Raw genomic sequence first — 24,530 nt, 5'->3', positions numbered from 1 at the left:
GTAATTAATATTGGGGGGCCGCAAATGAAACCAGTGTTTGATTTTGAGAATTTTCTCACCCTCGACAGAGAGAGGGGAACAATGACCTTTCGGGGCAACCGAATGCTGTTGTTCAATGCAGACGCCCTTGGACAACTGCGACAGGAATTGATTGAGTCACTGGGGGAGGACAATGCCCGGGGGGTTCTTACCCGCTTTGGGTACCGTTGTGGTTATGCTGATGTCATGAGCGTAAAGAATATGTTCAATTTTGAGACTGATGCCGAGTGGATGTTGGCAGGGCCAATGATCCATACCATCGAGGGTTCGGCCCATGTCAAATGTGATCATTTAGAATTTAACCGCGCTGAGGGGACTTTCCTCATGCGAGGGGAATGGCATAATTCGAATGAAGTAGAGCAACATCTTAAACTTTATGGTCAAGCCACGGAAGCAGTCTGTTGGACGGTATCCGGATATGCCAGCGGTTATGCCAGTGGGTTTATGGGACGGGAAATTGTATCTGTGGAGACCATGTGCGGTGCCAAAGGAGACCAACACTGTAAATGGGAATTACGTCCGCTGGAAGCCTGGGGCAGAGAGGCGGCAAGGTATATTGAAGACTTGCGGCCTAGTTCAGTGCTTAAAAGCCTGCAAAAAATGGTGACCGAGGAAAGGGAGCGAGTTGTGCAGTGGAGAGGCTTAAACGAGGCTGCAGTAGAAATCACCACTAATTACGATTCGGATAAACTGCCAAGGAGGTTTATCCAGTACGCCGCGAAAATGTTCTTTGCACAGGCCTCTTGCATGGCCCTTGTTATGGAAGATGGCCAATTTCTCGTGTACAGGACCGAGGAAGCGGAAGTGTGGTCGGAGATTACAAATGATCCCGGCGAGCTTCTTACTCCTGTGCTCAAGACAGGACGGGCCATTGTGGTACAGGAAGATTCCCTCGGAGTACCTCTTTATTTCAAAGGGTCTATGATTGGTGCCATGGTAGTGGTTAAAAAACCGGGCAACCGGGTTTTCAACCATGAAGATCAGGAACTGTTGCAAATTCTTGGAGCACAAGCGGCGATAGCGATCCAAAATGCCCGTGTATATGAAAGAACAGACGAAGAACTACAGGAAAAAGTGCTTCAGCTTAACCAACTTAACAATGTCCTTACTGCTCAGCACGCTAAGCTCAAGAAGTCCAGCGATATTCACACCCAGTTAACCCAATTGGTCCTGGAGTGTCAGGGACTGGAGGCGATCGCCCGGACACTGGCAGAGTTAATCAACTGCCATGTGTGGGTGGAGGATGAAAATTTCAGACTGATTTCAGCATCCGGAGGGAATACCGAGCTGGAAAATGGATTTCTCTCAATTGGGCATCTGATGAAAGTCCCGCGGTATCGACAGGAAATGCAGGCCCTCGTGAATGATAAGCGTCTGGTTACTCTTGAGACAGACTCTGGGGGAAGGCGGCAGATAATCGTGCCCATTGTTGCCGGTAAGGAAGTTTTTGGGTATGTGTCAGCGCTGGAAAAGGAAAAAAGGCTGTTTGAGTTGGACTATATTGCCATGGAGCAGGCGGGAAGGGTCTTTGCTCTTGAATTACTGAAGCAAAAAGCAGCCTTGGCAGTGGAAATGCGCCAAAGAGAAGATTTCATTGAAGATTTGATAGCAGGCAACTACGAATCTGAAGAGGCAGCCTATCACCGCTCAGCCCAGTTGGGGTTTGTATTTGCAGATACCTATCAAGTGTTTATTATCGATGTGGAAAGCAGAGAAGCTTCATACCCAGGGTCGTCTGCCAAACGGCGCATTTATGAATTGGTGAAAGAGGCAGTCCAGCGGGAATCCCCCGGGAGTATTGTCATCAGCAACCGCTATATCCTTGTGTTAGCCGCTTTAAATGTGTGTGAGAAGAACAATCCCTTGGCCAAAGCAATTGAGAAAGAATTAAGCGAACAACCTGGTGAGACTGTCTGGTGGTTGGCCCTAGGTGGGAACTGCCATCGTTTTGACGAATTTAAGGAATCATACTGGCAAGCCACCAGTACTTTGGAGATCATGAAAAGCCTGAACCAGGAAAACCGGATGATGTCCTATGAGCGTCTGGGGGTGTTTGCGCTGTTGGAAATCAATAAGGAAAGGTTCGCAAGATTTGCAAACCGGGTACTCCGCCCCTTAATTGATTACGACCGGAAACATAATGCTCAGTTAGTAAGCATGTTGGAACTTTATTATCGAAATAATGGCAATATCTTAAAGGCCGCAAGAGAAGGTTTTCTCAATCACAGCACCATGAAATACCGTTTGAAGAGGATAGAGGAGATAGCGGGAATTGATATGGATGATCCCGATGTGGGGTTGCAGATACAGTTAGCCCTAAAACTTATCAATTGAGTGCAGCGCTGAATTTTGAACAATACAAACAGGGGTACAGAGCAGTACCCCTAAGAATAGACGCTAATTATTAAGAGGCGACCGCAGGATGAAAGGTACCAAGGGGTGAGCACGTACGACTAAAGTAGCTAAGATATTCGCAAGATTTTTACCCAATATGAGAATAGTTATAGAATTATTTGTCTGATAACATAAGATTTAGAATATTACAAAAACTGTTCAAAGGAGGATTTAATGAGCAAGACAATCGCTATCCTTTGTACCTTGGATACTAAGGCCGCCGAAACTAATTATCTAAAAAAGCAAATCGAAGCAAGAAATTGCCGAACAATTATTTTTGATTTAGGAACCAGAGGACAGCCGGGGATGCCGGCAGACGTTACACGTGAAGAAATTTTTGCCCTTGGCAATCCGGCTGAAACAGTCTTTTCCACAGAGAACCGCGTTCGACTTGCCGAAATCATTACTGCCGGTGCTTCTGCCAAGCTTAAAAGACTCTATGCTGAGGGGAAGATTCAGGGCGTCATTGGGATCGGCGGTGCCACGAACAGTCTCTTAGTCACGAACATAATGAGAACGTTACCTTTCGGTGTTCCTAAATCTATGGTTAGCAGTGTTGCCGCTTCACAGGGGTTAGCAAGCCGTTACTTTGGAACCTCTGATATTACTATCTTTCACTCGGTTATTGATTTTACAGGCTTAAACGACTTAATAAGAGATATCTTAGATCAGGCGGCAGGCGCAATTGTGGGTATGACCCAAAAATCGGAGAAGAAAGTACCGGGAAAAGAGGAAAGACCTAAGGATTATATAGCTATGACCCAACTGAGCTTATGTGAAGAAACTGCCAATTTTGTACGCAACCGTTTGGAGGTGGAAGGGTATCAGATTATCGGCTTTTCTGCAACCGGGGTAGCCGATAAGGCTATGGAGGAGATGATGAGTGGAGAGGGCATGTTCAAAGCTGTTATTGATTTGGCACCTGGCGGAGTAGGGGAGGAAATTTTTGGCGGAACCAGATCGGCAGGGAAAAAACGACTTGAAGCTGCCGGCAAAATCGGTATTCCCCAGATTATCGCGCCCTGTGCTGTAAATTTAATGACTCCTCCACGGAGTAAATATAAGCCTGATTATTACGAACGAAAAAAGTATGATCTCGATGCCTTGCGCACTTTCTTGCGTCTTAACTCGGATGAATTAAGAGTAGTAGCGCGGGCAATGGCCGAAAAACTAAATGCAGCCTGCGGTCCCGTAAAGTTCTTGATTCCGTTGAAAGGCTGGGCCTCTTTCGATAAAGCAGGTACTGCTATCTTTGAACCGGAAAGTGATTTGATTTTTGTAAAAGTTTTCAAAGAGCTGGCTGCTGAGCATATCGAAGTGATTGAGGTTGACGCTAATATTGATGAACCGGAGTTTGGGGAGGCCGTTATTAAGGCGTTTAAGGACTTGGTAAAACCTGTTTTTGAAGCAGAACCTATTTATGAAGGAGGAATTAATCAATGATTCCTGTTAGGTACAGCAAAGCAGAAGTAGAGGAATTTACTGCCAAAGGGTATTGGACGAATGAAGTTTTTTCGGATTTCTGGGATAGAAACGCTAAGGAGTTTCCCAATAAAGAGGCTTTGGTTGATTCCAAAGGAACTCGTTTAACCTGGCTTCAAGCAAAAAAGCAAAGCGATCGGCTTGCTTTAGCTTTTATCGAATTAGGTATTCCTCAAGATGCCAGGGTAGTGGTTCATTTGCCCAATTGTGTAGAAGGGTTTATCGCCAGGGTTGCTTGTGAAAAAGCGGGAATTGTTTCAATGACCTTAATGCACACCTTGCGTCACAAAGAATGTCAAGAAATAATTTCCTTGATTGAAGCAACGACTGTCATTATCTCCCGCTCGTATAGAAACTTTGACTATTATGAAATGTATCAAGAACTAAAGGAACAACTGCCACTACTTAAAAATATCATCGTAATCGGTGAGGATGTTCCTAAAGGGGTAATTTCCTTTGAAGATATTGTAAATGATCCTTTAGAAGAAAAATATCCTGTGGACTACCTGACTAAGAGACGATTTGATCCGACCCATGTGGGCTTCTTAAGCACTACTACCGGAACGACCGGGGTGCCTAAAGTTGTTGAATATTCCATAGCTGCACGCCTTTGGAGTTCTAAAACTCATGTAAGGAACTGGAAACTGAGCCCTAAGGATGTGCTCTGTGCCGTTGCCCCGGCGGCTGGCGCTGCCGGTGGTACTCCAACTTACTTCTGTGCTCCCCAAGCAGCTGCCAAGATAGTATTGCTCTATGACTACAGTGCCCAAAATGCCCTGGAGTTTTTTGAGAAGGAAAAAGTAACAATTCCCTGCGTAGTACCTGCTCAGTTGGCCATGATTATGCAAGAATCATTAGAGAAATATGACTTAAGCTCAATTCGGGCTATACGCAGCGCGGGAGGTTATCTTTCCCCTACACTTGCGGAAGAAGTAGAACAGCGATTCAATGGCCCAATAATAAGTACCTATGGTTCTCAAGATACGGGTTCTGTTACGGGGATTAATATCAATGATTCTGCTGAAAAGCGCCGCACCACCGTCGGGAAACCCTTGCCGGGCAATCAAATAAGAATCGTCGATGATGATGGCAATGTATTACCACAGGGTGAAGTTGGACAATTGTATTTCCGTGGTGCCCAGAATTCGGGCGGTTACTACCGTGACCCGGTAAAAACCTTTGCCGAGGCTTATGACAGCGAGGGTTGGGCCTCTCCCGGAGATTTAGCTAAAATAGACGACGACGGATTTATTATGATCGTTGGCCGAAAGAAAGATATCATTATCCGCGGGGGGCAAAATATTTATCCCGGCGAAATAGAAAACATTTTGATGGCCCATTCAAAGGTATCTAATGTAGCGATCGTTGCTATGCCCGATAAGATTATGGGTGAAAAGGCTTGCGCCTTTGTTATCCCTAATAATAAGGAGGGGGTATTGACTTTTGAGGAAATGGTCAATTTCCTCAATGAAAAGAAACTTGCTAAATACAAACTTCCTGAGCACTTAGAGATCGTGGATACTTTCCCACTTGCTTCCGATTCTAAAGTCAACAAAAGCAGGTTGCGGGAAATTATTACAGCAAAGATGGAAGAAGAAAAGATAAGTTAGAAAGGGAGGTGAAGTGAATCAAAGGAGATTTAAGGGGAACCCGTCCAAAGAGAGGTTTTAAAGGGAAAGGGTAAAGCAGGGTCAAATTGCGGTAACGAAGAGTCTTCTTATTAAGAATTAAAAGGGGGATATAGTATGCCAAATGAGAACTTGCGGGATTTTATCAGTGAACTAGAAAAAAACGGGGAACTGTTGCGGATTAAAAATGAGGTCGATTGGAATCTCGAACTATCCCATATTGCCAAAGTTAATGAAGAGAAAACAGGTCCGGCCTTACTTTTTGAAAATGTTAAAGACTATAAAGGCGGCAAAGTATTTGTCGGTGCCTTATCCAGCACTAAACGTTTAGCAATTGCTATGAATATGCCTATAGAGACGACCCAAACTCAAATGGCCAGAGCATGGGTAGACAGATGCAAGACCCTGATTCCCCCGGTGTATGTTGCAACCGGAGCAGTTAAGGAAAATATCGATATAGGGGACGACGTTGATTTATTTAAATTCCCGGTTCCTAAATTTTATGAAAGGGACGGCGGCAGATATATTGGGACCTTTGCCACTTGTATCACTAAAGACCCTGAGACAGGATGGATCAACCTGGGTACTTACCGGATGCAAATGCTTGATAAAAATACCGTTGGAGTCATGTTCATCAAAGGAAAACATGGCGACTTACACCGGAAGAAATATATCGGACTCAATAAACCTATGCAAGTAGCTGTCGTTATAGGGTATGATCCCTTAATGTTCCTGGCTTCCAGTACGACAATTAGTGCGGGAGAAGATGAGTATAATTACATTGGAGCTCTGCGTGGTTCTGCTGTAGAAGTGGTAAAAGGAGAATATGTCGATTTACCCATCCCAGCGAATGCAGAAATGGTTCTTGAGGGTGAGTTATGGCCGGAAGAATTACGAGCAGAAGGACCCTTCGGAGAATATACGGGCTACTATTCGGGCGTAGGGACTACTCCCAGACACTATATTAATGTCAAAGCCGTCACTTATCGTAATGATATGATCTTCCATTCTACAACGGTAGGAAGACCTGTGACAGATACCCACATGATTCAGGCGATGAACCGCACTGCGACATTGTGGTCTGACTTAGAACAAATGAAAGTTCCCGGTATCCAATCAGTCTATGTACCGCCAGAGTCATCCGGAAGATATATGGCCGTCGTCTCGGTAAAATGTATGTATCCCGGTCATTCAGATCACGTTGGCAATGCGGTTATTGCTACGACGACAGGATCCTACGGATTTAAAGTAATTGTCGTAGTCGATGAGGATATTCCAGCTGATGATATGGGTCGTGTCCTTTGGGCAATGACGACTAGAATGAATCCTTTGCGTGGCTGCCAAATTATCTCAAGGGCTCGTTCAACCCCCTTGGATCCCTCTTTGCCCATCGGAGCCAGGGACATTACCTCCAGGATTATCATGGATTGCACTATTCCCTATGAATGGAAAGAAAAACCCACCAATATCACTTTATCAGAACCAGTGCTGGAAGTGGTCAAAGAAAAATGGAATGAGTATGGGTTTAAGGATGCATTTAGTTATAAGGCCTAAAATAAGATCAATAGTTTGCTGAGTTCTTATAGACAGACTTGGGTGAGAATCAGGTTATTGCTTAAAACCAAGAAGTATACAAAATCTGACAAGGATTAAAGAATCTTTGTCAGATTTTCCTTATTGCAATTGCAAAAGTACATATCGATGTAATGCTATGGAATTAATAGGGGAAAATGGTAACTAAAAGTATTTTCGAGAAAGATATGTCGAGTCAGGAAGGGATTTCTTAATGGACAGAGAAAGAAGAAGAATTGTGTGTTAGGAATCTTGTATTGAGTTGAAAGTTGTGAGTTTAGAATTGAGAAGCGTGAATTATCCGAGAAGAATTTCCTTGATGAGAAATAACAAGTCACGACTATCAGGTTTCACCTTATGGGAAGTTCTGGTTGTCCTTTTCCTTATGGGAGTTCTACTAACCTCATTTACCCCTTATTACGGTTCAGCCTCCAAACATGTTCGCTTGCAAATGAATCGGGCCAACATCCAAAGAATCGAAGGAGCCGCCCAGCTTTACAAGATTGATGTCGGTACTTATCCGCACAGTGTAACTGATTTGGTATATTCTCAGAAGGGCATGAGTGATTGGCAAGGTCCCTACCTTAATGAAATTCCAAGCAATCCTTTTAACTCTGAGCAGAGTTACCAGCTTGATTCGTCGGGGCGAGTCAACAACTCCTCGGCTAATTAATGGTCTAACCTTCGTTCACTTAAAGAGATGACATGGTTTTTTATTGGGAAATGGATATAACGTGAGTGAAACCATGGAGGGGGGAAGGGAGCATCCCAAAAAGCAATAACTTCGACACTGCGAAGGGATATGTTTTATTTGATGTATTATTTGCCCTGTTTCTTTTCTCTTTAGGATTTGGTGTTCTTTTCGAATTGACAGTTGAGGCGCTTTCAGAATCTCGCCGGGCCACAACTCTTATGGAGGGTGCTAATCTGGCTCAAGCAACAATGGATCATTTGGCAGCTCATAAGTGGAGAGATAATATCGCTGACCGAAATTGTATCCCAGGTGGAGCGATAGAAGGAACAGATGGGAAATTCCGTTGGATAATATGTTCAGAATGGCATGACACCCCCCAACTATTAAAAGTAAGTGTAGAAGTCATTTGGACGGAACGGGGAAACCCTTATCAATATAAGTTGGAGAGCCTTTATGCGGTTGAATAGGAGGACGGATCATTCAGAACGAGGCTTAACCCTTTTAGAAGTGTTGGTTGCTTTATTGATTTCCGGCATTTTCTTGCTGATGGCGATGCGGCTGTTTACGGATCAATGGCGTGGAGCACGTGCTCTCAAGAATCACTTGGAAGCACATTATGCCGTCATGACGGCTGGAAAGACGGTCTCTGATGCAATTCGCATGTCCGAAACTGCAAGCTGGACAGATCCCGGTGTATTGAAGGTGTTACCCTTAGCAGATGATTCTAACCCTCTGCCAAGGCTTGATTCCTATTTTATCGATGATTTAGATCATGATGGACAGAAAGATCTTTATTGGAGACATGCAGAAGTGCCCCAACCGGTGGCGAGCTGTATGATTGGATGGAAATGTGCGGAGGTGGAGCCGGGATTGTGGGAAATCTTCTTACAGGCAAACGTGGATGGGCAAATTGTCACTTGGCAAACGCTTATCAGACCACGGGTATATTCACTTGCACCACAAATGCCCTCCGTACTTTGATTAATAGAAGGGTTCCCAAAACAATGGTGCAAAATCAATCGGGTTATTTGAGCCTTCTCCTTCTCTTGCTTTTAACCTTGTTTTCGGGACTGGGGATGGAGGTCTATCTAAAGGCCAATGCAGAGAACCGCATGGTAAAACGTGAAACTCAAAGCAGACAAGCCCTCTACATTGCTGAGGGAGGGATTGAGTGGGCTAAAGCCCATTTGCTGGTTAATCCGGAACTGCGGCAAGGGAGTTTGTCATTTGATACTGGGCAGGTCGATATCCTAATTGAGTTTAGTGGAGGGGAGTATAAAGTGACGTCTAAAGGACTTTCCGGATTAGCTGTTCGAAGAATTGAGGAGCGGTTAGAGTTAGTTAATGGAACTTGGGTCATTAAGGGTTATCAGGAATTGCATTGGTGAGGGCATGAAAAACAATCATGAATTTGGTCAGTTTCTACTAGCTAATGGCTTTCTTGATAAAGTTGGATTATCTGCCGGGTTAGAATTAGCCTTGCAGGCCGGAGAACCAATTGGGGATACGCTTGTGCGTATGGGTGCGTTGAACCAAGCTGGCTTATCGGAGGCTGTAAGACAATATCTGGGGATCCCGGAAGTAAAATTGACCAGGGTCGCAATTGACCCTGCTGTAGCAGGTCTAATTTCTGAAGAAATGGCTCGCCGTTACACCCTTATCCCCTTTGAACGGTATTCCGGGGTTTTGAGAGTCGCCATGTTAGATCCCACCCATGAACGGGCCCTCCGGGATGTCAGAATGTTTACAGGGCTGGAAATTGAGCCTGTATTTGCTATGAAGGAAGAAATTGAGGCTGCAATTCGACAGTGTTTAACGGTAGAACAATCCGTCGCCCGTCTGGCAAACCTTGCAGAGGATGTTTTGCAAAATCAAGGCGTTTGGTCGGTCGAGTTTTCCGAGACTGCTGAGTTAGATTCCCAAGAGGATGAGGCACCAACCCTTAAATTCGTTCATTCCGTGTTACACGAGGCTGTCGTGCAGGGAGTCAGCGACATTCATTGGGAACCCCGGAAAAGTGCTTTTGTGGTGCGCTACCGAATTGACGGTAAACTTATTAGAAAACATGATCTCTCGGCCAAGGCCGCTCGGAGTATTGTCTCCAGCCTGAAAGTGATGGCTCAAATGGATGTGGCTGAACGGCGATTTCCTCAAGATGGCCGAATGACGTTTAACGCAGGTCCTCGGCGCGTTGACCTGCGAATGTCCTCGATGCCTACTGTGTATGGGGAAAAAATAGTTGTGCGAATTTTAGACCCGGAGATGGCTCAGCGTCCGCTTAATGATCTGGGAATGCGCTTAGAGGTTGAGGCAGGAGTACAAGCCTTATTGAAACGTCCCAATGGTTTGATACTGGTCGTGGGTCCAACGGGAAGCGGCAAGACCACTACCCTCTATGCCCTGCTCAGAGAATTAAACGCTGAGGAGCAAAATATTATTTCAATTGAAGAACCTGTCGAATATCAATTGTCTGGGGTGAATCAGGTACAAGTTAACCTTCCCGCAGGGCTCAGCTTTCCGGTGGGGTTAAAACATATCTTGCGTCAAGATCCGGATGTGATCATGATTGGAGAAATCCGTGATGAAGAAACAGCGAGAATCGCCATCACCGCTTCCCTTACCGGACATTTAGTGTTATCAACGTTACATACTAATACGGCAGCAGAGGCCTTAGCTCGGCTCATCGATATGGGGGTAGAACCCTATCTCTTAGCCTCAGCGGTCAGTGGGGTATTATCTCAACGCCTGGTGCGCCGGTTGTGTGAAGATTGTAAGATTAAGTATAAGGTTTCTGAGGCGGAGAAAAGGGTACTCCGTTTACCGGGGTCAGTCGACCAACTGCATCGTGCCGCAGGATGCCCGGATTGTCTGGGAACTGGATTTCGTGGCAGGATTGGGGTACATGAATTTTTGCTGTATAATCAGGAGATTAAAGAACTCGTCCTATCTATGCAAAATGCCAGAGACATTGAACAACAAGCGATGGTTTCCGGGATGCTTACGGTTTTTGAAGATGGGATGTTTAAAGTGATCCAAGGACTTACGACCGTGGAGGAAGTATTACGTGTCACATCCGGAATACAAGGATAAGAGGAGACGGAAGAAATGTTTTCATTAAAAGAGCTTTTGCTTTTGGCTGGAGAGAATAAGGCGTCAGACATTCATTTGACAGTGGAGAGCCCGCCGGTTTTACGTATTAATGGTTCACTGGTTCAAAATCAGATGGAAAAACTTTCGCAGGCTGATTTAAATAATTTTGCCCAATCTCTGATGGATGAAAAGCAAGCCAAACGGTTTGCTGAATATGGAGAATTAGACCTATCCTATAGTTTGGCAGGGGTTGGACGTTATCGGGTTAATATATTTCGTCAGAGAGGATCTATCGGAATAGTTATTCGCTTGATTCCTTTTGTCATTCCCAGTCCGGAAGAGTTAGGACTTCCGCCAGTAAGTATTGAACTGGCTAAACTGCATAAAGGATTAGTCCTGGTGACCGGCCCAACCGGAAGTGGTAAATCAACTACTTTAGCATCCCTCGTTGACTATATCAATCGAACACGGGCTTGCCACATCGTGACTATTGAAGATCCGATCGAATATTTGCACAGACATAAACTGAGTTTAGTCAATCAACGGGAGGTTGGTAACGATACCCATTCATTTACGAATGCCCTGCGAGCTGTTTTGCGTCAAGATCCGGATGTGATTTTGGTTGGAGAAATGCGGGATTTAGAAACTATCGCTACCGCTGTTACAGCCGCAGAAACTGGGCACTTGGTTTTTAGCACCCTTCATACAAATGACGCCACCCAGTCGGTGGACCGGATGATTGATGTTTTTCCCCCTCACCAACAGCAGCAAATTCGGGTGCAACTGGCGGCAGTATTACAGGGGATTATGTCTCAACAATTGTTTCCTAGAGCAGATCAGCAAGGAAGAGTGGCCGCTATCGAGGTTATGATGGCTACGCCAGCGGTTCGCAGCCTTATAAGGGAAGGCAAAACTCATCAGCTTCCAACGGTTATCCAAACGAATGCCAAGTTAGGAATGCAAACTATGGATAAGGCAATTATGGATTTAGTGCAAAGGGGTCTGGTGTCTTACGAGGTGGCTCAGGAAAAGATGCAGAGCCCTGACTGCATGAGGAGATGAGCAGGCAGTATTTTCTATGGAAAGCTGTCGACTTAAATGGAAAAATACGGCACGGAGCATGGGCAGGTGATGAGAGTACTGAGGTTCAAACCCGCTTAAGGAAGGCAGGATACTTCCCCGTATGGGTTCGAGCAACCCTGAATTGGAAGAACGTATTATTACCGGCCAGAGCTGATTTAAAGTGGAGCAGTTTCGCTCGTCGGTTAGCTACCTTATTGGAAGCGGGAATTCCCATACTTCAGGCTTTGGAAATGATGATCTCCCCTGAAGAGAAAAGATCTTTTGAGCAGGAACAATGGAAAAGCGTTAAGGAGCGAGTGGAATCAGGCAGTGACTTATCAGAAGCTTTAGCCCTTGTGAATCCTTCCCCTAACGCATTTGTACTCTCCATGATTAAAGCGGGGGAATACACGGGAACTGTCGGAAAGGTTCTCAGTGAAGTGGCAGATGAGTTAGATCAGGAACAGGTTTATCAGCAAAAGGTTAAGGCTGCTCTGGCCTATCCAATGCTATTGTTTACTGCTGTTATCCTGGTACTTTATGTTCTTTCCGTGTGGGTTCTTCCTATGTATGAAAAACTGTTTTTAAGTGTAGGTGCCACTGAATTACCCTTTTTGACGAGAGTCATTTTTGCCGGCAGTCAAAAACTTCCCCTTTTCTTAGGGGGGGTTGTTGGATTAGTAGGCGGTAGTCTGCTGGTTCTGAAATTTACGAGCCCGGATCACTGGAAAATTCGTTTAGACGATTTGCTGGGTCGCGCTCCACTCATCGGAAAGGTCTATCGTCTTAGGGATTTAGTTCAGTTCAGCAGAATGTTGGCTCGCTTATTAGGTGCTGGAATTCCCTTGTTGGAAGCTCTGCGTCTCACAGCAGGATCGTTGCGCAGTCCGGAGATGCTGGCGTTGACAAACCATCTCGTACTAAATGTTCGTCAGGGAAAGAGAATGGCACCTTTGCTGCGTTCGAGTGGAATCTTTCCCAAGGAAGGGGCTGAAATGATAGGAATTGCCGAGGAAGCGGGTCAACTGGATCAGATGCTGCATTATGTCACACGGATTTTTCGCCGTGAACTCGAGGAACACCTAGATCGTTTAATGCGTATGCTTGGACCTGTTTTGATTCTTGCTTTAGCTGGGCTGATCAGCCTTGTTGCAGGCGGGGTCATGCTTCCTGTCTTTGATCTCAGTTCACATCTTGAATAACAGACCGGAAATCAGAAGGCAGAAGGCGGAAGTCAGAGGCCTGAGGTCAGAAAAATATCCTGGAGTTTAGTATGTTTGGGCAATCCCGACAAGGGTGGGAGCCTTCTCCTCGACTTGCCCCAGAATCGCGCGTTTGATTCTGGGGCAAGAACGGTCGGGTCTGATGTTACCTATTTGGTTTACGCCAAATTGCAAACCCTGCTTAAGATTATCTGATGAAGAGGGGGTTATTTAAGATGAAGGAGGAGAAAAGTGTGAATTATCTCAAACGGGACAAAGGATTTACCCTAATCGAAGTGTTAGCCGTGATCATTATCATTGCCGGGCTGGCAGCTATAGCGATCCCAAAATTAGTGTCAAGTACAACAAACGCACGGCAAAAAGCAGATGTGGCAACAGCACATCAAGTTAAAGCTGCCTTAGATCGGTATCAAGTTGAAAATGGAACATATCCCGAAAACATGAAGGACGATGATGGTGTGGTAACTGCTGCTGGATTTATTCCTAATTACATAAGTAAGTTGGACACAACCACAACACAACAGGTAGCAGAGGGTAAAGAAGGTTTTGGAGTTGAAACCCTTAAAGCGGATGATACAGATAAAACTGATGAAACGGTGCTTGTCATTCCAGAGACTTTACAGCCCACCAATATAATCATGATCTATCTGGCCAGCAACGGTTTGGCCGCAGAAGTTCGAGCGTATGATGCGGAGTTAAAAGAAATCCTATGGACCTCTTCTGTTGATTAGTAATTTAATTAATAGGCAAGTAAATTCCCATATTTAGCACGAGTGCGTTTGATATTTATAGCTGGATGGAAGCAGAAGTGCAACCAGAAAGGATGATACTTCATGATGAGTATGACGACAGGGCTTGCAGAACTCTCAATACTCTCAATGTTGCTGGGACTCATAATCGGAAGTTTTCTGAATGTAGTCATTTATCGTGTCCCCCGTGGGGAATCTATCGTATCCCCAGGCTCTCATTGTCCTGCTTGCGGACATGCATTACGGGCTTGGGAACTCATTCCTGTGCTTAGCTTTCTAATTCAAAAAGGGCAATGTCGTGAATGTCAGGCAAGTATTTCTTGGCGTTATCCGGCCATTGAACTCCTAACAGGAATTCTTTTCTTTTTGACCGCCTACATTAGTATTGATTCAGGGGTCCACCCAGCCCGAATGGTCTTAAACCTTGCTTTCGTAGCGGTGCTGATTGCTTTATCCTTTATTGATTTAGATACCTTTCGTCTGCCGGATGTTCTTACCCTTCCCCTCTTAGGGTTTGGAATATTAGGAGCTTTTCTTATACCGGGAAGCCCTGGCGGCTGGGAGAGTGTGCTTAGTTCTTTGGGCGCAGGGGGGGTGTTCCTGTTGATTGCGCTGGCCTATCCGCAAGGAATGGGTCTGGGAGATGTCAAGTTGGTGGCGGCCTTGGGCGCCTTCTTAGGGTTTCCTGCAATTTTTCTGTCAGTCTTTAGCGGAAGTTTTATTGGAGCATTAGCAGGAATTTTCCTCCTGATCACAGGTCAAAAGCGCTTTCGGCAGCAGATTCCCTTTGGGCCCTATCTGGCCTTAGGGGCAATATTTACATTATTATGGGGAACCCAAATCTTTGACTGGTACTGGACTTGGATAAGATAATATTTATGCACCATAATCGAACCTCATTTTAAGGGGGTGCTTAAATGCGAAAAAGTTCCATGGTCTTTGAAGTAACTGATGGAGAGATTCGAGGGTTTTGTTTTTCCATCCCTCCGTTTAGAAAACTGGTTCATAATTCTTCAGCGGTCAAATTTGACCGCATTCCAATTCCGACCGGAATTATTGAGCAGGGAATTGTACGGGACGAAAACTCCCTAATAGGTATTTTGTCGACTTATCGGTTACAACATCCAGGCAACTGCCAGAAGGTATACTTGGCTGTTTCTCTGCAACAAGGATTCATAGGGTCTTATACCCTGCCTTGGCTTTCTAAATACGATCGAAAATCAGCAATACCTCTCTTAGTTGATGAAGAAATATCAATTCCAAGATCAGATTTACTCTATGATTTCCTTGTTATTTCTGATGAAAAGCATAAGGGCCTACAGGTTTTATTAGGCGCAACACGTCGAAGCATACTGGAACAGTATGCCTTTATTTTTGGACAAGCGGGCTTTAGCGTTAGTGGAGCAGATTTTGCGTATTCTGTCTTAGGTCAAGCCTTGGGATTTGAAGCAGACAAAGATGTGCTATACCTGCAGGGAGATTCAGGGAGTCTACACATGGCCTTATTTCGAGGAGTGGTCCCAAAAAGTGTACGGTCGTTACCTTCTCTTCTATCTAAAGATGCAAGTGCGAATGAGGGTCGCGAGCAAGGGCGGATAGATGAATGGAAAAACGAAGTTGGGCGCTTTCTTTTATACCACCGGACCCAGCAACCAGACTATAATTTAAAACGTTTGGTCTGGAGTGGAGGACCCGAAATTGCCCAACTCGCTCAGGCGTTAGCCGCTTCAAACCATAACTTAATGGTTGAAGAAGCAATGCTAAAGGATATTCCTGATTCTTGGCAGAAGTTGCTTGAGGACAACAAAGGATTTGCTGAGGTGACGATGGGGTATGGCCAGCGAATCTTATCAGATCGTCCAGGGCTTAACTTATGGTGTCAGCCTGTTGCCAAGCAGAAGGTTAAGAAGACCTATCTTGGTTTAGTCTTTTTGGCTTCGGTATTTTTAATAGCAGGAACTTTGAGTTGGTTATCCCTCTGTCAAAGGGCATCGACTTTGCAAGAGGAAATAACACAGCTATCGACTGAGGGTGCTGGGATTGAGGAGCAGAATCGACAACAAGAAGCTCTCGCGTCGGCTTGGAATAAGGTGAGTATACACTCGGAAAAAATCGGAGAGAGATTGGCCCAGGTTCAGGACTTGTCGGGCGCAGAACTGAAGATTGAGCAGATCGTCTTTAAGCAAGGGAGTTTGTCTGTTCGCGGAAGTGCAAATGACTCCAAAAGTGTTCAAGGGATCATTAACAGTTTGCGGGCCTTAGGATGGGAAGACCCCTCTTTGTCCGGTTATAAGTTGACAGCCCTAAAAAATGTCGAGTTTATTTTAAATGCAAAACAGGGAGGCGACTATGATTAAATCCCCCCCCACCCATTCGATATATCCCTTTTGCCAGCGTCTATCCCCCCGAACTTTAAAGGTTATCATCGCAGGGGTTTTGATCTGTATTGCGGGTGCCTTTCTGGCTCTTTGGCAACCAGCTTATATGCGACTGGGCTCCTTACAGGAAGAAAAAGCTTACTGGCAAGATGTACGAAGAAAGGGGATGACACAGCCTAATACCATTATTCCCACAATGGATCAGCTGCCCGATATGATTGAGTTGTGTCGGCACACATTTGCAGATGTGGGCGTGGACGTGGTTTCGTTAAATGTTGAACGGTTTGGGGAGCGGAGAGAGGCCGGTAAAGGTGCAAGGATTGATTATGCTTTAGTCAACTTGCGCTTACTCGGTCAATGGCCAGGAATCGTCACCTCCCTCGCAGCACTTGAGAAAATGCAAGGAATCAGTATTCATGTTCAAGAGGCGGTGTTAAGTGAAGCAGGTGGAGAGGCTATTTTACAAATCTATTACTGCACAGGTGAGTAAGTTCAAGTTAATGGGATAATAAAGAAATAATTTCCAGAATTAGTAACAAGACATTCTTTCCCTTCCATAGTTTAAGGAGAGGAGGAATGTGACGTGGGCAAGGAATACTGCATTCAACCAGGAGATAATTTTCATGCCTTGGCTCAACGCTGGGGTGGAACTTGTGACGATTTTTTAATGGTCAATCCCAGTGTTGATCCACTAAGGCTTCAAATAGGACAGAAAATTGTTCTGCCCGAATTTAAAGGGTCTAAAGGGTTAGAACAGTATGCAAATATTGATGGAGATCAGGGGCAAGAGTTTGTAGGGGAATATCTTGACGAAGTTGAAATGGAAATAGAGGGAGTTCATGTTCGTCTTCGACGTATTGGGGAACCTAAGACTCCCCATGAAATTCATTTTCTTCTGCCGCGAACAGAGATACGCAAAATTCAGCCGGCAGGGGAATGTGGTCCCACAGAAGTGCAAATAATGTTAAGCAACTTAAACGTTATACTCTCTCCGCGCTTGGTGAGTGGGGATGGGGACAGCGCAGAAAAGGGTAAACTAGCGGTTCAGACAAAAGCTCAAGAGCAAACAACTCAGCAACTATCTCAACCCCAACAGCAGGATCAGAGCCAACAAACCCAATTCAATTTTGCCCCTCAATACGGTCAGGGAGCGCAAGCGGCATACTAACAAGTTTGGATTCGCTTGGGATAGTCTTCTATATATAACAAATTATGTGGAAAACTTAGATTTTTTAAAGGAGGATGTAACGAAACCAAAAGGTTTCGTTACATCCTCCTTACCTTATATTAACCTAAGTTATTTATATAATCTGTCAGGGAATACGGCTGATGCTAGAGTATTTCAAAACAGAACACCGCAAAGAACTCATCTATACCAAGAATCTTGTAGTGCACTTACGGATAAGGAGAAAGGTTGATTGATGTGTGACTATAGAAAATGGAATAAATTACATAAATGATAAAAAAAGGGATTGTCGGATAATTACCCGGTTCAGCTCTATAAGAACCCTGACGGAACCTATACCCTTCAGGAGATCAATGAAAGCGGCGGTTATCAGGCCGAGCTCCCCAGTGTCGTCTTTGCCGGGGACGGCAAGGTGATTCGCCTTCTGGACGGCAAAACAAATACCACGAGTGTTACCCGAGTGGGCGATAAAATCCGCTTAACCGATGCTTCCAGCCGGGTGGTGGAATTAACCCTCGTTAATGGTACCGTGGCTTCCTTGCAAGACCATACCGGTCAGGTAAAGGTAACCTACAATTATAATCCAGAAGGTTTCCTGACCCAGGTCACTTATAAAGATGCCGTCTATGGCGATTCCAGCCTTAAGTACAGCTGGGACAAGGGACAACTTCGGTCCATGACGGATAAAAATGGCACACCCTATTATCTGACTTATGATAACCTCAACCGCATTGCCAGTGTCGGTGAAATCAATCTGCTGGGCAACCCCAGCTTTGAAGCAGGCTATGGCAGTAATCTCGACTCTTGGGAAGAAAAGATCGATTACGATTATGGAAGTATCACAGAAGACTCCTCAACCGCCACAACGGGTAAAGGCAGTGTGCACATCCAAAGCAGCCCAACAGTTTACCCAGGTTCTAGCCAGAGCTTTCTCTATGTGCAACAAACAATTCCGATTAAACCCTCTACAGCCTACAACCTAAGCGCTAAGCTGAAAACCGGTGGTCTTAACGGCAGAGCCTTTCTCAACACTGTGCAGACGGATGTTAACGGCACCATTCTGGATTCCACCTGGAAGGACACACGATCCATCGCTCTCACGGGAACAAAGGATTGGACAAAACAGTCTCTAAGTATGACCACCCAAGCCAATGCGGCTTACCTGATTGTCTACTTGGAAGTAGACCATGACAACACCCATTTTGGCGGAGATGCCTATTTCGATGAGGCCCAACTGGTCGAAGGAGCAGCCGCAGCGGAGTTCCATGGTCATACAGAGATCGGCTTCGGCGGGGATGGCTGGGTTACCTCTCCCCTGGGGGATGTCACTCAATATGTGCACAATAATTATGGCAATCCCATAGCCGTGATCAACGATCCAGGCGGTGTTAATTCAGCCACCCGCATGACCTGGAATGCCGCAGACCAGCTGACAAGTCTCACCACACCCTTAGGAAACACCTACAACTATAAGTATGATGCCTTTGGGAATATGACCAAGGCCACTGAGCCTACAACAGATCCTAACGGGAGAGAAACCAGCTATGATTACTATAGAAATCGCCTGAAAACTTTAACTCAAGCAGACGGCAAATACGTTCAGAATGCCTGGGACCCGGTCAGCTTAGACCAGCAAACCCAAACCGACCAGGCCGGCAACTCCAAAGCCTACACCTATGATGCCGGAAACCTGACGATGGAATCTAATCTCTTGGGGATAGCGGATAACCGGATTTATAACAGCGGCTTTAATGAAGTGGACAGCAATAATCAGCCCTTGGAATGGTTAGGATATGCGCCCACGGGCAGTACTAATCTCACCGAGGAGGATCTGGAAGCCCCTTACGGCGGGAGTCGTATCTTAAAGCTCAATCCGGGAACAAACCATAACACCTATCAGTGGACAGGCTTTGTCAGTGTAGCCGACAAAGCGAAGGGCAACTATATCCTCAGTGGGGATATTAAAGCCGCAGGAAGCGGCTCAACTTTAGGGGCAGTCATCAATATCTTCTGGTACGATGCGGATAAAAACCTAATCGAAGATCCTACCCCTTATTTTAAAGTCAAAGACGGAGAGTGGCAACGATATACCGCCACGGACATTAAACCTCCAGCCAATGCTGTCTATGCCCGGATCATGGCCATCACCTACCAAGGGTATATCGGTTACTTCGAAAACCTCCAGTTTGAACAAAGCCCACAGATCCGTGGGTATAACGCTCTGCAGAACTCCTCCTTTGTCAATGGACTTTCCAAATGGGCTCGCTCCAGCAGCTATGCAGACGTCATATCAGAAGTGGGAACTATCAATCTCCCCTCTACCGGGAGCACTTACCTGGAATCTCAAACCCTGATCCCCGTTAAACAAGGGCAAGACTATACCCTAAGCGGAAATCTCAGCACCGATCCCTTGACCGCCGCTTCTGGCAATGGTGCTTCCCTGCAGGTTCTTATCTACAATCAAGCCGGGACTTACGTTCAAACCATTAAATCCAAAGTCGTCTCGGAAAAATCAGGCCTAGCCAAGTATGTAGTACCCTTTAACTCTCCTGTCAACGGAACCGCCAAAGTCCGCTTAGATGTAACCAGTGCTCAAGGGGTTGCCAAGTTTGACAATATTCGCTTCGGATATGGCCGGGAAGTGGTTACCTCAAACTATGATTCCTCGAATAATTATGTTGTCAGCACCACCAATCAGCTGAATAAGACGGTCAGCTATGGGAACGATGCCTATGGACAAGCAACCTCCGTCACTTCTCCTACCGGTGAAGTCATCCGCTACGCCTATGACGGCCAGGAGCGTTTGCGCACCGTCACGGACAACGCCCAAAACCTGACCACCTACGGCCTGGACGCCAACGGCAACGTCTTAAGTGTTAACACCAAGGCTCCTTCAGGGACGATATACAATCAAAGTTCCTTCGTCTATGATGACAAGAACAATCTCCAGGCTGAGAAGAACGCCGCCAACTCCATTGTCAGCAGTTATGCCTATGATGCCAATGGCCGGCTCACTCAAAAAACCAATGCCAGCGGCAGCACCGTCAGCTTAGACTACGGTCCCTTAGGCTTGCTTAAGACTCTGAGATTATCCAGTAATGAAACCTACGGTTTCAGCTATGATCTGGAAGGCCGGCGCAAGCAGGCAACGGTTTCCAAAACACCCACTGGCCCAATCCTTCATACCTTCGATTATGATTACGATGAGGTAGGAAATCTGATCAGCTCTATCGAAAAGGGCAGCAGCGGCACGTTTATCGGGAGCATCACCAAACCTGCCGGAGACATGTACTCCAAGACGGATCAACTTCTGGGCTTTAAGCTTAAGTATCTATCCAATCCTGACGTCCTCTACGCCTTTGTCTATTCCCCCAACAAGTTGGTGGAAAAAGTCTCGGCAGCGGGCAAAGACACTCTCTTTAAGTACGATGAGGGCAGCAAGCTGAAGTTGCAGACCAATCCCAATGGTGTGGAGGATCGATTTGATTATAACGAAGGGAATCAGCTGATTGGAACCTCGACCTTCAAACCCGGCACCGATACAAAAATTACGAACAAGTATGAGTATGATGACGATGGCCGACTGAAAAGCATTACTCGTGACGGTTCAGAAAATCCAACGACAAAATATGTTTACAATAATGGAACTGAGCAGCTAAACCGCTTAACCCAAGCCGAGATCACGGATGATGTAAAAAAGCACACTCTGGATTACAGCTATGATCCGGCGGGAAACCTTAAAACCATGGAGCTGCCCAGCGGACAGACAAATACCTTTGCTTATGATGGGGATAATAAGATCAGCTCCCTCAACGGGTCGGCTGGTAATGTGAGTTATGATGCCAACGGGAATCTGACTAAGCTGACGGTTAACGGCAAAACTCAGCAATATGTTTATGATGCGGCTAACCGTTTAACCAGCGTGAAAAACGGAGCAGGTACTGTCATTGCCAGCTACACCTATGACGGGGATGGCCAGCGCCTCACGAAAACCGTGGGATCTGAGACCATAACCTACCATTACTTTAAGGGTCAGCTGATGTACGAGACCTCCAATCAGTATGCGGATAAAGTTACCGCCCGCTATACCCGAACCCCGGAAGGAAAACTGCTCTCGATCTATATCTTCCGCCCTGTTGGAGAGTATTGGAACTATTATTACTACCATTACAATGCCCATGGGGATGTTGTGGCGGTGACGGATTCCAATGGTGCCTTGTACAGACAGTATGCTTACGATCCTTACGGGAATGTCATCAGTGTTAAGGATGGAGCAGGCGACTCTATTGACATGAGCGCGGATGATGATTTTAATCATGCGTACACTTATGCGGGATATAGATATGATAAGGAAACTGGGCTGTATTTCCTGAATGCCAGGTACTATAATGCAGGGATTGGCAGGTTTTTGACGAAGGATAATATTTATCAGGACCTATCTAATCCTCAGACTCTAAATCGATATACGTATACCGGAGGAGATCCTGTAAATCGACATGATCCTAACGGCCATATTTGGTTTCTATTGCCGTTCTTAGGTGAAGGGGCACTCATGGCCTTAGTCGTTATTGGGAACTATTTTGCTACAGTCGCATCTGCCCCCGATTTCCAACAAGATGTTCAAATGACAGCAATGGATTTGTCTGAAAAAAACTATGTGGGTGCAGCTGTAGACGCAGCTTCAGCAGCAATTCCTGCTGTATCCGCTACAACGGTTAAAGCAATTGGAAAGGCGGTTCATGGTAATTCGCTTCAAACGGCTAAAGCGGCGGTGGGATATGCTCTGAAACACATTGATACTGGAGAAATTTTAAAATATGGAGAAACTACTTTAGGGCCTAAGAGGTATACTAAGAAGTATCTTCTAAAGAATAACGCAGATATGGAAATCATGGTGAGAGGGACTAAAAAAGAGATGCATGATTGGCAACACAATATGATTTTAGAATATAAATTTACTTTTGGAAAAAGACCTACTCTAAACAAAAGCGATTGGTAGGGAGCGTTGCATATGGAAATATTTATGAGCGGTGAAATCGACACGACTATTTCGGAAGCATTTAGAGAAATTCGTAACGAAATTAAACAAAAGCTAAAGATTCTTGAGGTAAATGACTATGGTAATGCGGTTCAGAACCTAGGTATAATACCCATTATCGTTAATTTAGAACCTGAGTTAGAAAGTGCCGGGTTTTTCAAAGAAAGGAAGCTTTACAAAAAGAAAACTAAGGATGCTGACTACAGGCTGAGAATTGATTACGAAAGCTTCCTCAATGCTAACTACGAGAAAAAGAAGTTGTTAATAATCAAAAACGTAGTTGATTGTATAAGGCTTCTTGGCAAAAAAGTTAAAAAGGATTTTGCTGCAGAACAACTTGAAAATGATGTACTTTGTTTATTTGGGATTGCCAAGGAAGAGATCGATTTACTTTGATATTCAATTTTCAGATTAAACATTGGGATAACCTAACCAACTAGGGTAATACCAAAAATAAGAATCAGGTCCAAGTCGTACTCATAAAATCGGGAACAATTCTAACAACCTAAAAGAGGAGTCCTTCGTCTCAGTAAGTAGGACTCCTCTTTTGCTCTTGAAGCTAGACGCTTTTCGAGCGAGGAACGACGCACATTCCAGAGTCTAATGCGCCACATACAGATAGGTTGGGCAAAAGGTAGAAACGGGGACTATATTCATGGTCGTCCCAAAATCATACTAACCCTCACGATCATTATGCAGAGTTTATTAACGGTTTGTGGAGATTTAAGTGAAAACTTTAAATTAAGGGAGGAATTGATCTTGCAGGTTTTCAGAGATAACCACTCTGAATATACCTTTTTATTGGGAAAGGAGCAGTTTTCAAATGAACTAATCTGTTTAGGCGATCAACTAGGAAAAATTTTAAATTGTATTAAGTATGAACTGAGAAACCATTGCTGGTTTGTGTTTGATGTCTTTGGGAGTTCGTACACGCCAATGAACTTCCTGTTCCCTCAAGACCAAGCAGGGATATGTTTGATTAATACAACTGAAGAATTAATTGAAAAGGTTAAGAAGGTAATTCAATTTGAGCGCGGTGTCTTCATCGCATTTCCAATAAATAAGGAGGTACTTTGGAAGAAAAACTTACTACCACAAACTGAAGCTCTAGAGGGGCTCCAGCATCCAGAATCAGAAATTGAGATAAGAGCCTTTGATTATAGCTACTTTGAAGTTTATACGCCAAGAAATGCATTGAGTAAGGTTTTAAAGTCATGTTTCAAGTTCCCTGAATAAGTGCTAAAATAATGCTCGGCTCGGAAAATGCCTTCTTCGAAGGCCTTCTTTTCCTCTCTAGGGTACTTCCCGATAATTGTCGAATCGTTTTTGGGGTAGTAGAAAACAAAGATAATTGAGTTCTTAACTAAAGATTGCCCTGAGTTGCTTAGAGCAGCCCAGGGCAATTTAGTTCCTATCGTTAATTCATTAAGTCCCTGACTTCATCCTCAGTCAGTCCTGTAGCCTTTAGAATCATATCGATTCCCAGGCCTAGCCTCAGCAAATTTTCCGCCACTTCCAGCTTGCCTTTTTCCATCCCCTTCTCCATACCTTCGGTGATCAGTTTCTCCGCAATAGTCATAACGGCTTCACTCCTTTCCAAGGAAATCTCTTTGGCTAGTTCGTAGATTGGCTGAAACGTCAGATCATTACTGTCTTTTTGCGGGGTGATGGTCTCCAAATCAATAATGTCCAGAATTTCCTGGGGCAGATAGTTTTGCAGAAAATCCTTGGCCGTCCCAATGTCACTGAGGGTTTCCTTGAAAAATTTATCATGAGGTTTATGGATAAGACACATTTCACTCACCCCTTGACCGACAAAATGGTTTTGTTGCTAAAACCTATCCGATGGTTAAGGGCAAATTACAGTCTAATTATAACATACCTCGCGGCAGTGAGGAATTGGTTCACTTCAAAAGTAGACGTGAGTCGCCTTACTTCTCTTCCCCTTCCGGATAACCCTATCGTTACAAACAGTATCTTTCCTCTTTTCAGAGG

The 24,530-nt window shown here is 45.0% G+C and carries 20 protein-coding genes; 19 read left to right on the top strand and 1 reads right to left on the bottom strand.

Translation table 11 applies throughout. The features are described from left to right. Positions 1-24 precede the first annotated feature (24 nt). From BUB11_RS13850 to BUB11_RS13760, 19 genes are all read left to right on the top strand, one after another. The gene (locus BUB11_RS13850; protein WP_073030352.1) at positions 25-2,373 is read left to right on the top strand and encodes a XylR N-terminal domain-containing protein; all 2,349 of its coding nucleotides are present in this window, start codon (positions 25-27) and stop codon (positions 2,371-2,373) included. A gap of 234 nt (positions 2,374-2,607) precedes the next feature. Next, complete coding sequence (locus BUB11_RS13845; protein WP_073030351.1) at positions 2,608-3,876, top strand: Tm-1-like ATP-binding domain-containing protein; 1,269 nt, start codon at positions 2,608-2,610, stop codon at positions 3,874-3,876. Next, on the top strand, positions 3,873-5,525 hold the full coding sequence (locus BUB11_RS13840) for an AMP-binding protein (protein WP_073030350.1): 1,653 nt from the start codon (positions 3,873-3,875) through the stop codon (positions 5,523-5,525). Before BUB11_RS13845 ends, BUB11_RS13840 begins: the two co-directional genes overlap by 4 nt. Positions 5,526-5,660: 135 nt before the next feature. Continuing rightward, complete coding sequence (ppcB, locus tag BUB11_RS13835; RefSeq protein ID WP_073030349.1) at positions 5,661-7,097, top strand: phenylphosphate carboxylase subunit beta; 1,437 nt, start codon at positions 5,661-5,663, stop codon at positions 7,095-7,097. A 337-nt stretch (positions 7,098-7,434) separates the two neighbouring features. Then, a complete protein-coding gene (locus tag BUB11_RS13830; protein ID WP_073030348.1) occupies positions 7,435-7,788 on the top strand; it encodes a competence type IV pilus major pilin ComGC in 354 nt (117 codons plus the stop codon). Between the two features lie 65 nt (positions 7,789-7,853). After that, on the top strand, positions 7,854-8,276 hold the full coding sequence (locus BUB11_RS13825; protein WP_242947549.1) for a hypothetical protein: 423 nt from the start codon (positions 7,854-7,856) through the stop codon (positions 8,274-8,276). Further along, positions 8,263-8,790 (top strand): prepilin-type N-terminal cleavage/methylation domain-containing protein, encoded by a 528-nt coding sequence (locus BUB11_RS13820; RefSeq protein ID WP_073030347.1) that lies wholly within the window; start codon positions 8,263-8,265, stop codon positions 8,788-8,790. The genes BUB11_RS13825 and BUB11_RS13820 overlap by 14 nt, the downstream gene beginning before the upstream one ends. Beyond that, positions 8,787-9,197 carry a hypothetical protein gene (locus BUB11_RS13815; RefSeq protein WP_242947548.1) on the top strand — a complete coding sequence of 137 codons (411 nt, stop codon included), beginning with the start codon at positions 8,787-8,789 and terminating at the stop codon, positions 9,195-9,197. Before BUB11_RS13820 ends, BUB11_RS13815 begins: the two co-directional genes overlap by 4 nt. Before the next feature lie 4 nt (positions 9,198-9,201). Then, on the top strand, positions 9,202-10,899 hold the full coding sequence (locus tag BUB11_RS13810; RefSeq protein WP_084110295.1) for a GspE/PulE family protein: 1,698 nt from the start codon (positions 9,202-9,204) through the stop codon (positions 10,897-10,899). Between the two features lie 15 nt (positions 10,900-10,914). Continuing rightward, entirely contained in the window at positions 10,915-11,961 is a 1,047-nt protein-coding gene (locus BUB11_RS13805) for a type IV pilus twitching motility protein PilT (protein WP_073030344.1), read from the top strand. Next, positions 11,958-13,163, top strand: coding sequence for a type II secretion system F family protein (locus BUB11_RS13800; protein ID WP_073030343.1), 1,206 nt, complete (start codon positions 11,958-11,960; stop codon positions 13,161-13,163). Before BUB11_RS13805 ends, BUB11_RS13800 begins: the two co-directional genes overlap by 4 nt. Positions 13,164-13,399: 236 nt before the next feature. Next, positions 13,400-13,915 carry a type II secretion system protein gene (locus BUB11_RS13795; RefSeq protein WP_073030342.1) on the top strand — a complete coding sequence of 172 codons (516 nt, stop codon included), beginning with the start codon at positions 13,400-13,402 and terminating at the stop codon, positions 13,913-13,915. A gap of 102 nt (positions 13,916-14,017) precedes the next feature. Next, complete coding sequence (locus BUB11_RS13790; RefSeq protein WP_084110290.1) at positions 14,018-14,806, top strand: prepilin peptidase; 789 nt, start codon at positions 14,018-14,020, stop codon at positions 14,804-14,806. A 44-nt stretch (positions 14,807-14,850) separates the two neighbouring features. Next, positions 14,851-16,290 carry a type IV pilus biogenesis protein PilM gene (locus BUB11_RS13785; protein ID WP_073030341.1) on the top strand — a complete coding sequence of 480 codons (1,440 nt, stop codon included), beginning with the start codon at positions 14,851-14,853 and terminating at the stop codon, positions 16,288-16,290. Further along, positions 16,283-16,801: a hypothetical protein gene (locus tag BUB11_RS13780; protein WP_073030340.1), complete on the top strand. Its 519-nt coding sequence runs from the start codon at positions 16,283-16,285 to the stop codon at positions 16,799-16,801. Before BUB11_RS13785 ends, BUB11_RS13780 begins: the two co-directional genes overlap by 8 nt. A gap of 93 nt (positions 16,802-16,894) precedes the next feature. Continuing rightward, the gene (locus BUB11_RS13775; RefSeq protein ID WP_073030339.1) at positions 16,895-17,479 is read left to right on the top strand and encodes a LysM peptidoglycan-binding domain-containing protein; all 585 of its coding nucleotides are present in this window, start codon (positions 16,895-16,897) and stop codon (positions 17,477-17,479) included. A gap of 304 nt (positions 17,480-17,783) precedes the next feature. Beyond that, the gene (locus BUB11_RS13770) at positions 17,784-22,496 is read left to right on the top strand and encodes an RHS repeat-associated core domain-containing protein (protein ID WP_073030338.1); all 4,713 of its coding nucleotides are present in this window, start codon (positions 17,784-17,786) and stop codon (positions 22,494-22,496) included. Between the two features lie 12 nt (positions 22,497-22,508). After that, positions 22,509-22,931: an Imm44 family immunity protein gene (locus BUB11_RS13765; protein ID WP_073030337.1), complete on the top strand. Its 423-nt coding sequence runs from the start codon at positions 22,509-22,511 to the stop codon at positions 22,929-22,931. 297 nt (positions 22,932-23,228) lie between these two features. Continuing rightward, on the top strand, positions 23,229-23,771 hold the full coding sequence (locus BUB11_RS13760) for a hypothetical protein (protein WP_207650039.1): 543 nt from the start codon (positions 23,229-23,231) through the stop codon (positions 23,769-23,771). A 181-nt stretch (positions 23,772-23,952) separates the two neighbouring features. On the opposite strand, the gene BUB11_RS13755 is transcribed toward BUB11_RS13760, so the two are convergent. Beyond that, positions 23,953-24,330 (bottom strand): Rpn family recombination-promoting nuclease/putative transposase, encoded by a 378-nt coding sequence (locus BUB11_RS13755; protein ID WP_073030335.1) that lies wholly within the window; start codon positions 24,328-24,330, stop codon positions 23,953-23,955. Positions 24,331-24,530: the final 200 nt, after the last annotated feature.

This window comes from Desulfosporosinus lacus DSM 15449 (genome assembly GCF_900129935.1).
Lineage (GTDB): Bacteria > Bacillota > Desulfitobacteriia > Desulfitobacteriales > Desulfitobacteriaceae > Desulfosporosinus > Desulfosporosinus lacus.
This window is presented reverse-complemented; position numbering and strand designations above follow the sequence as displayed.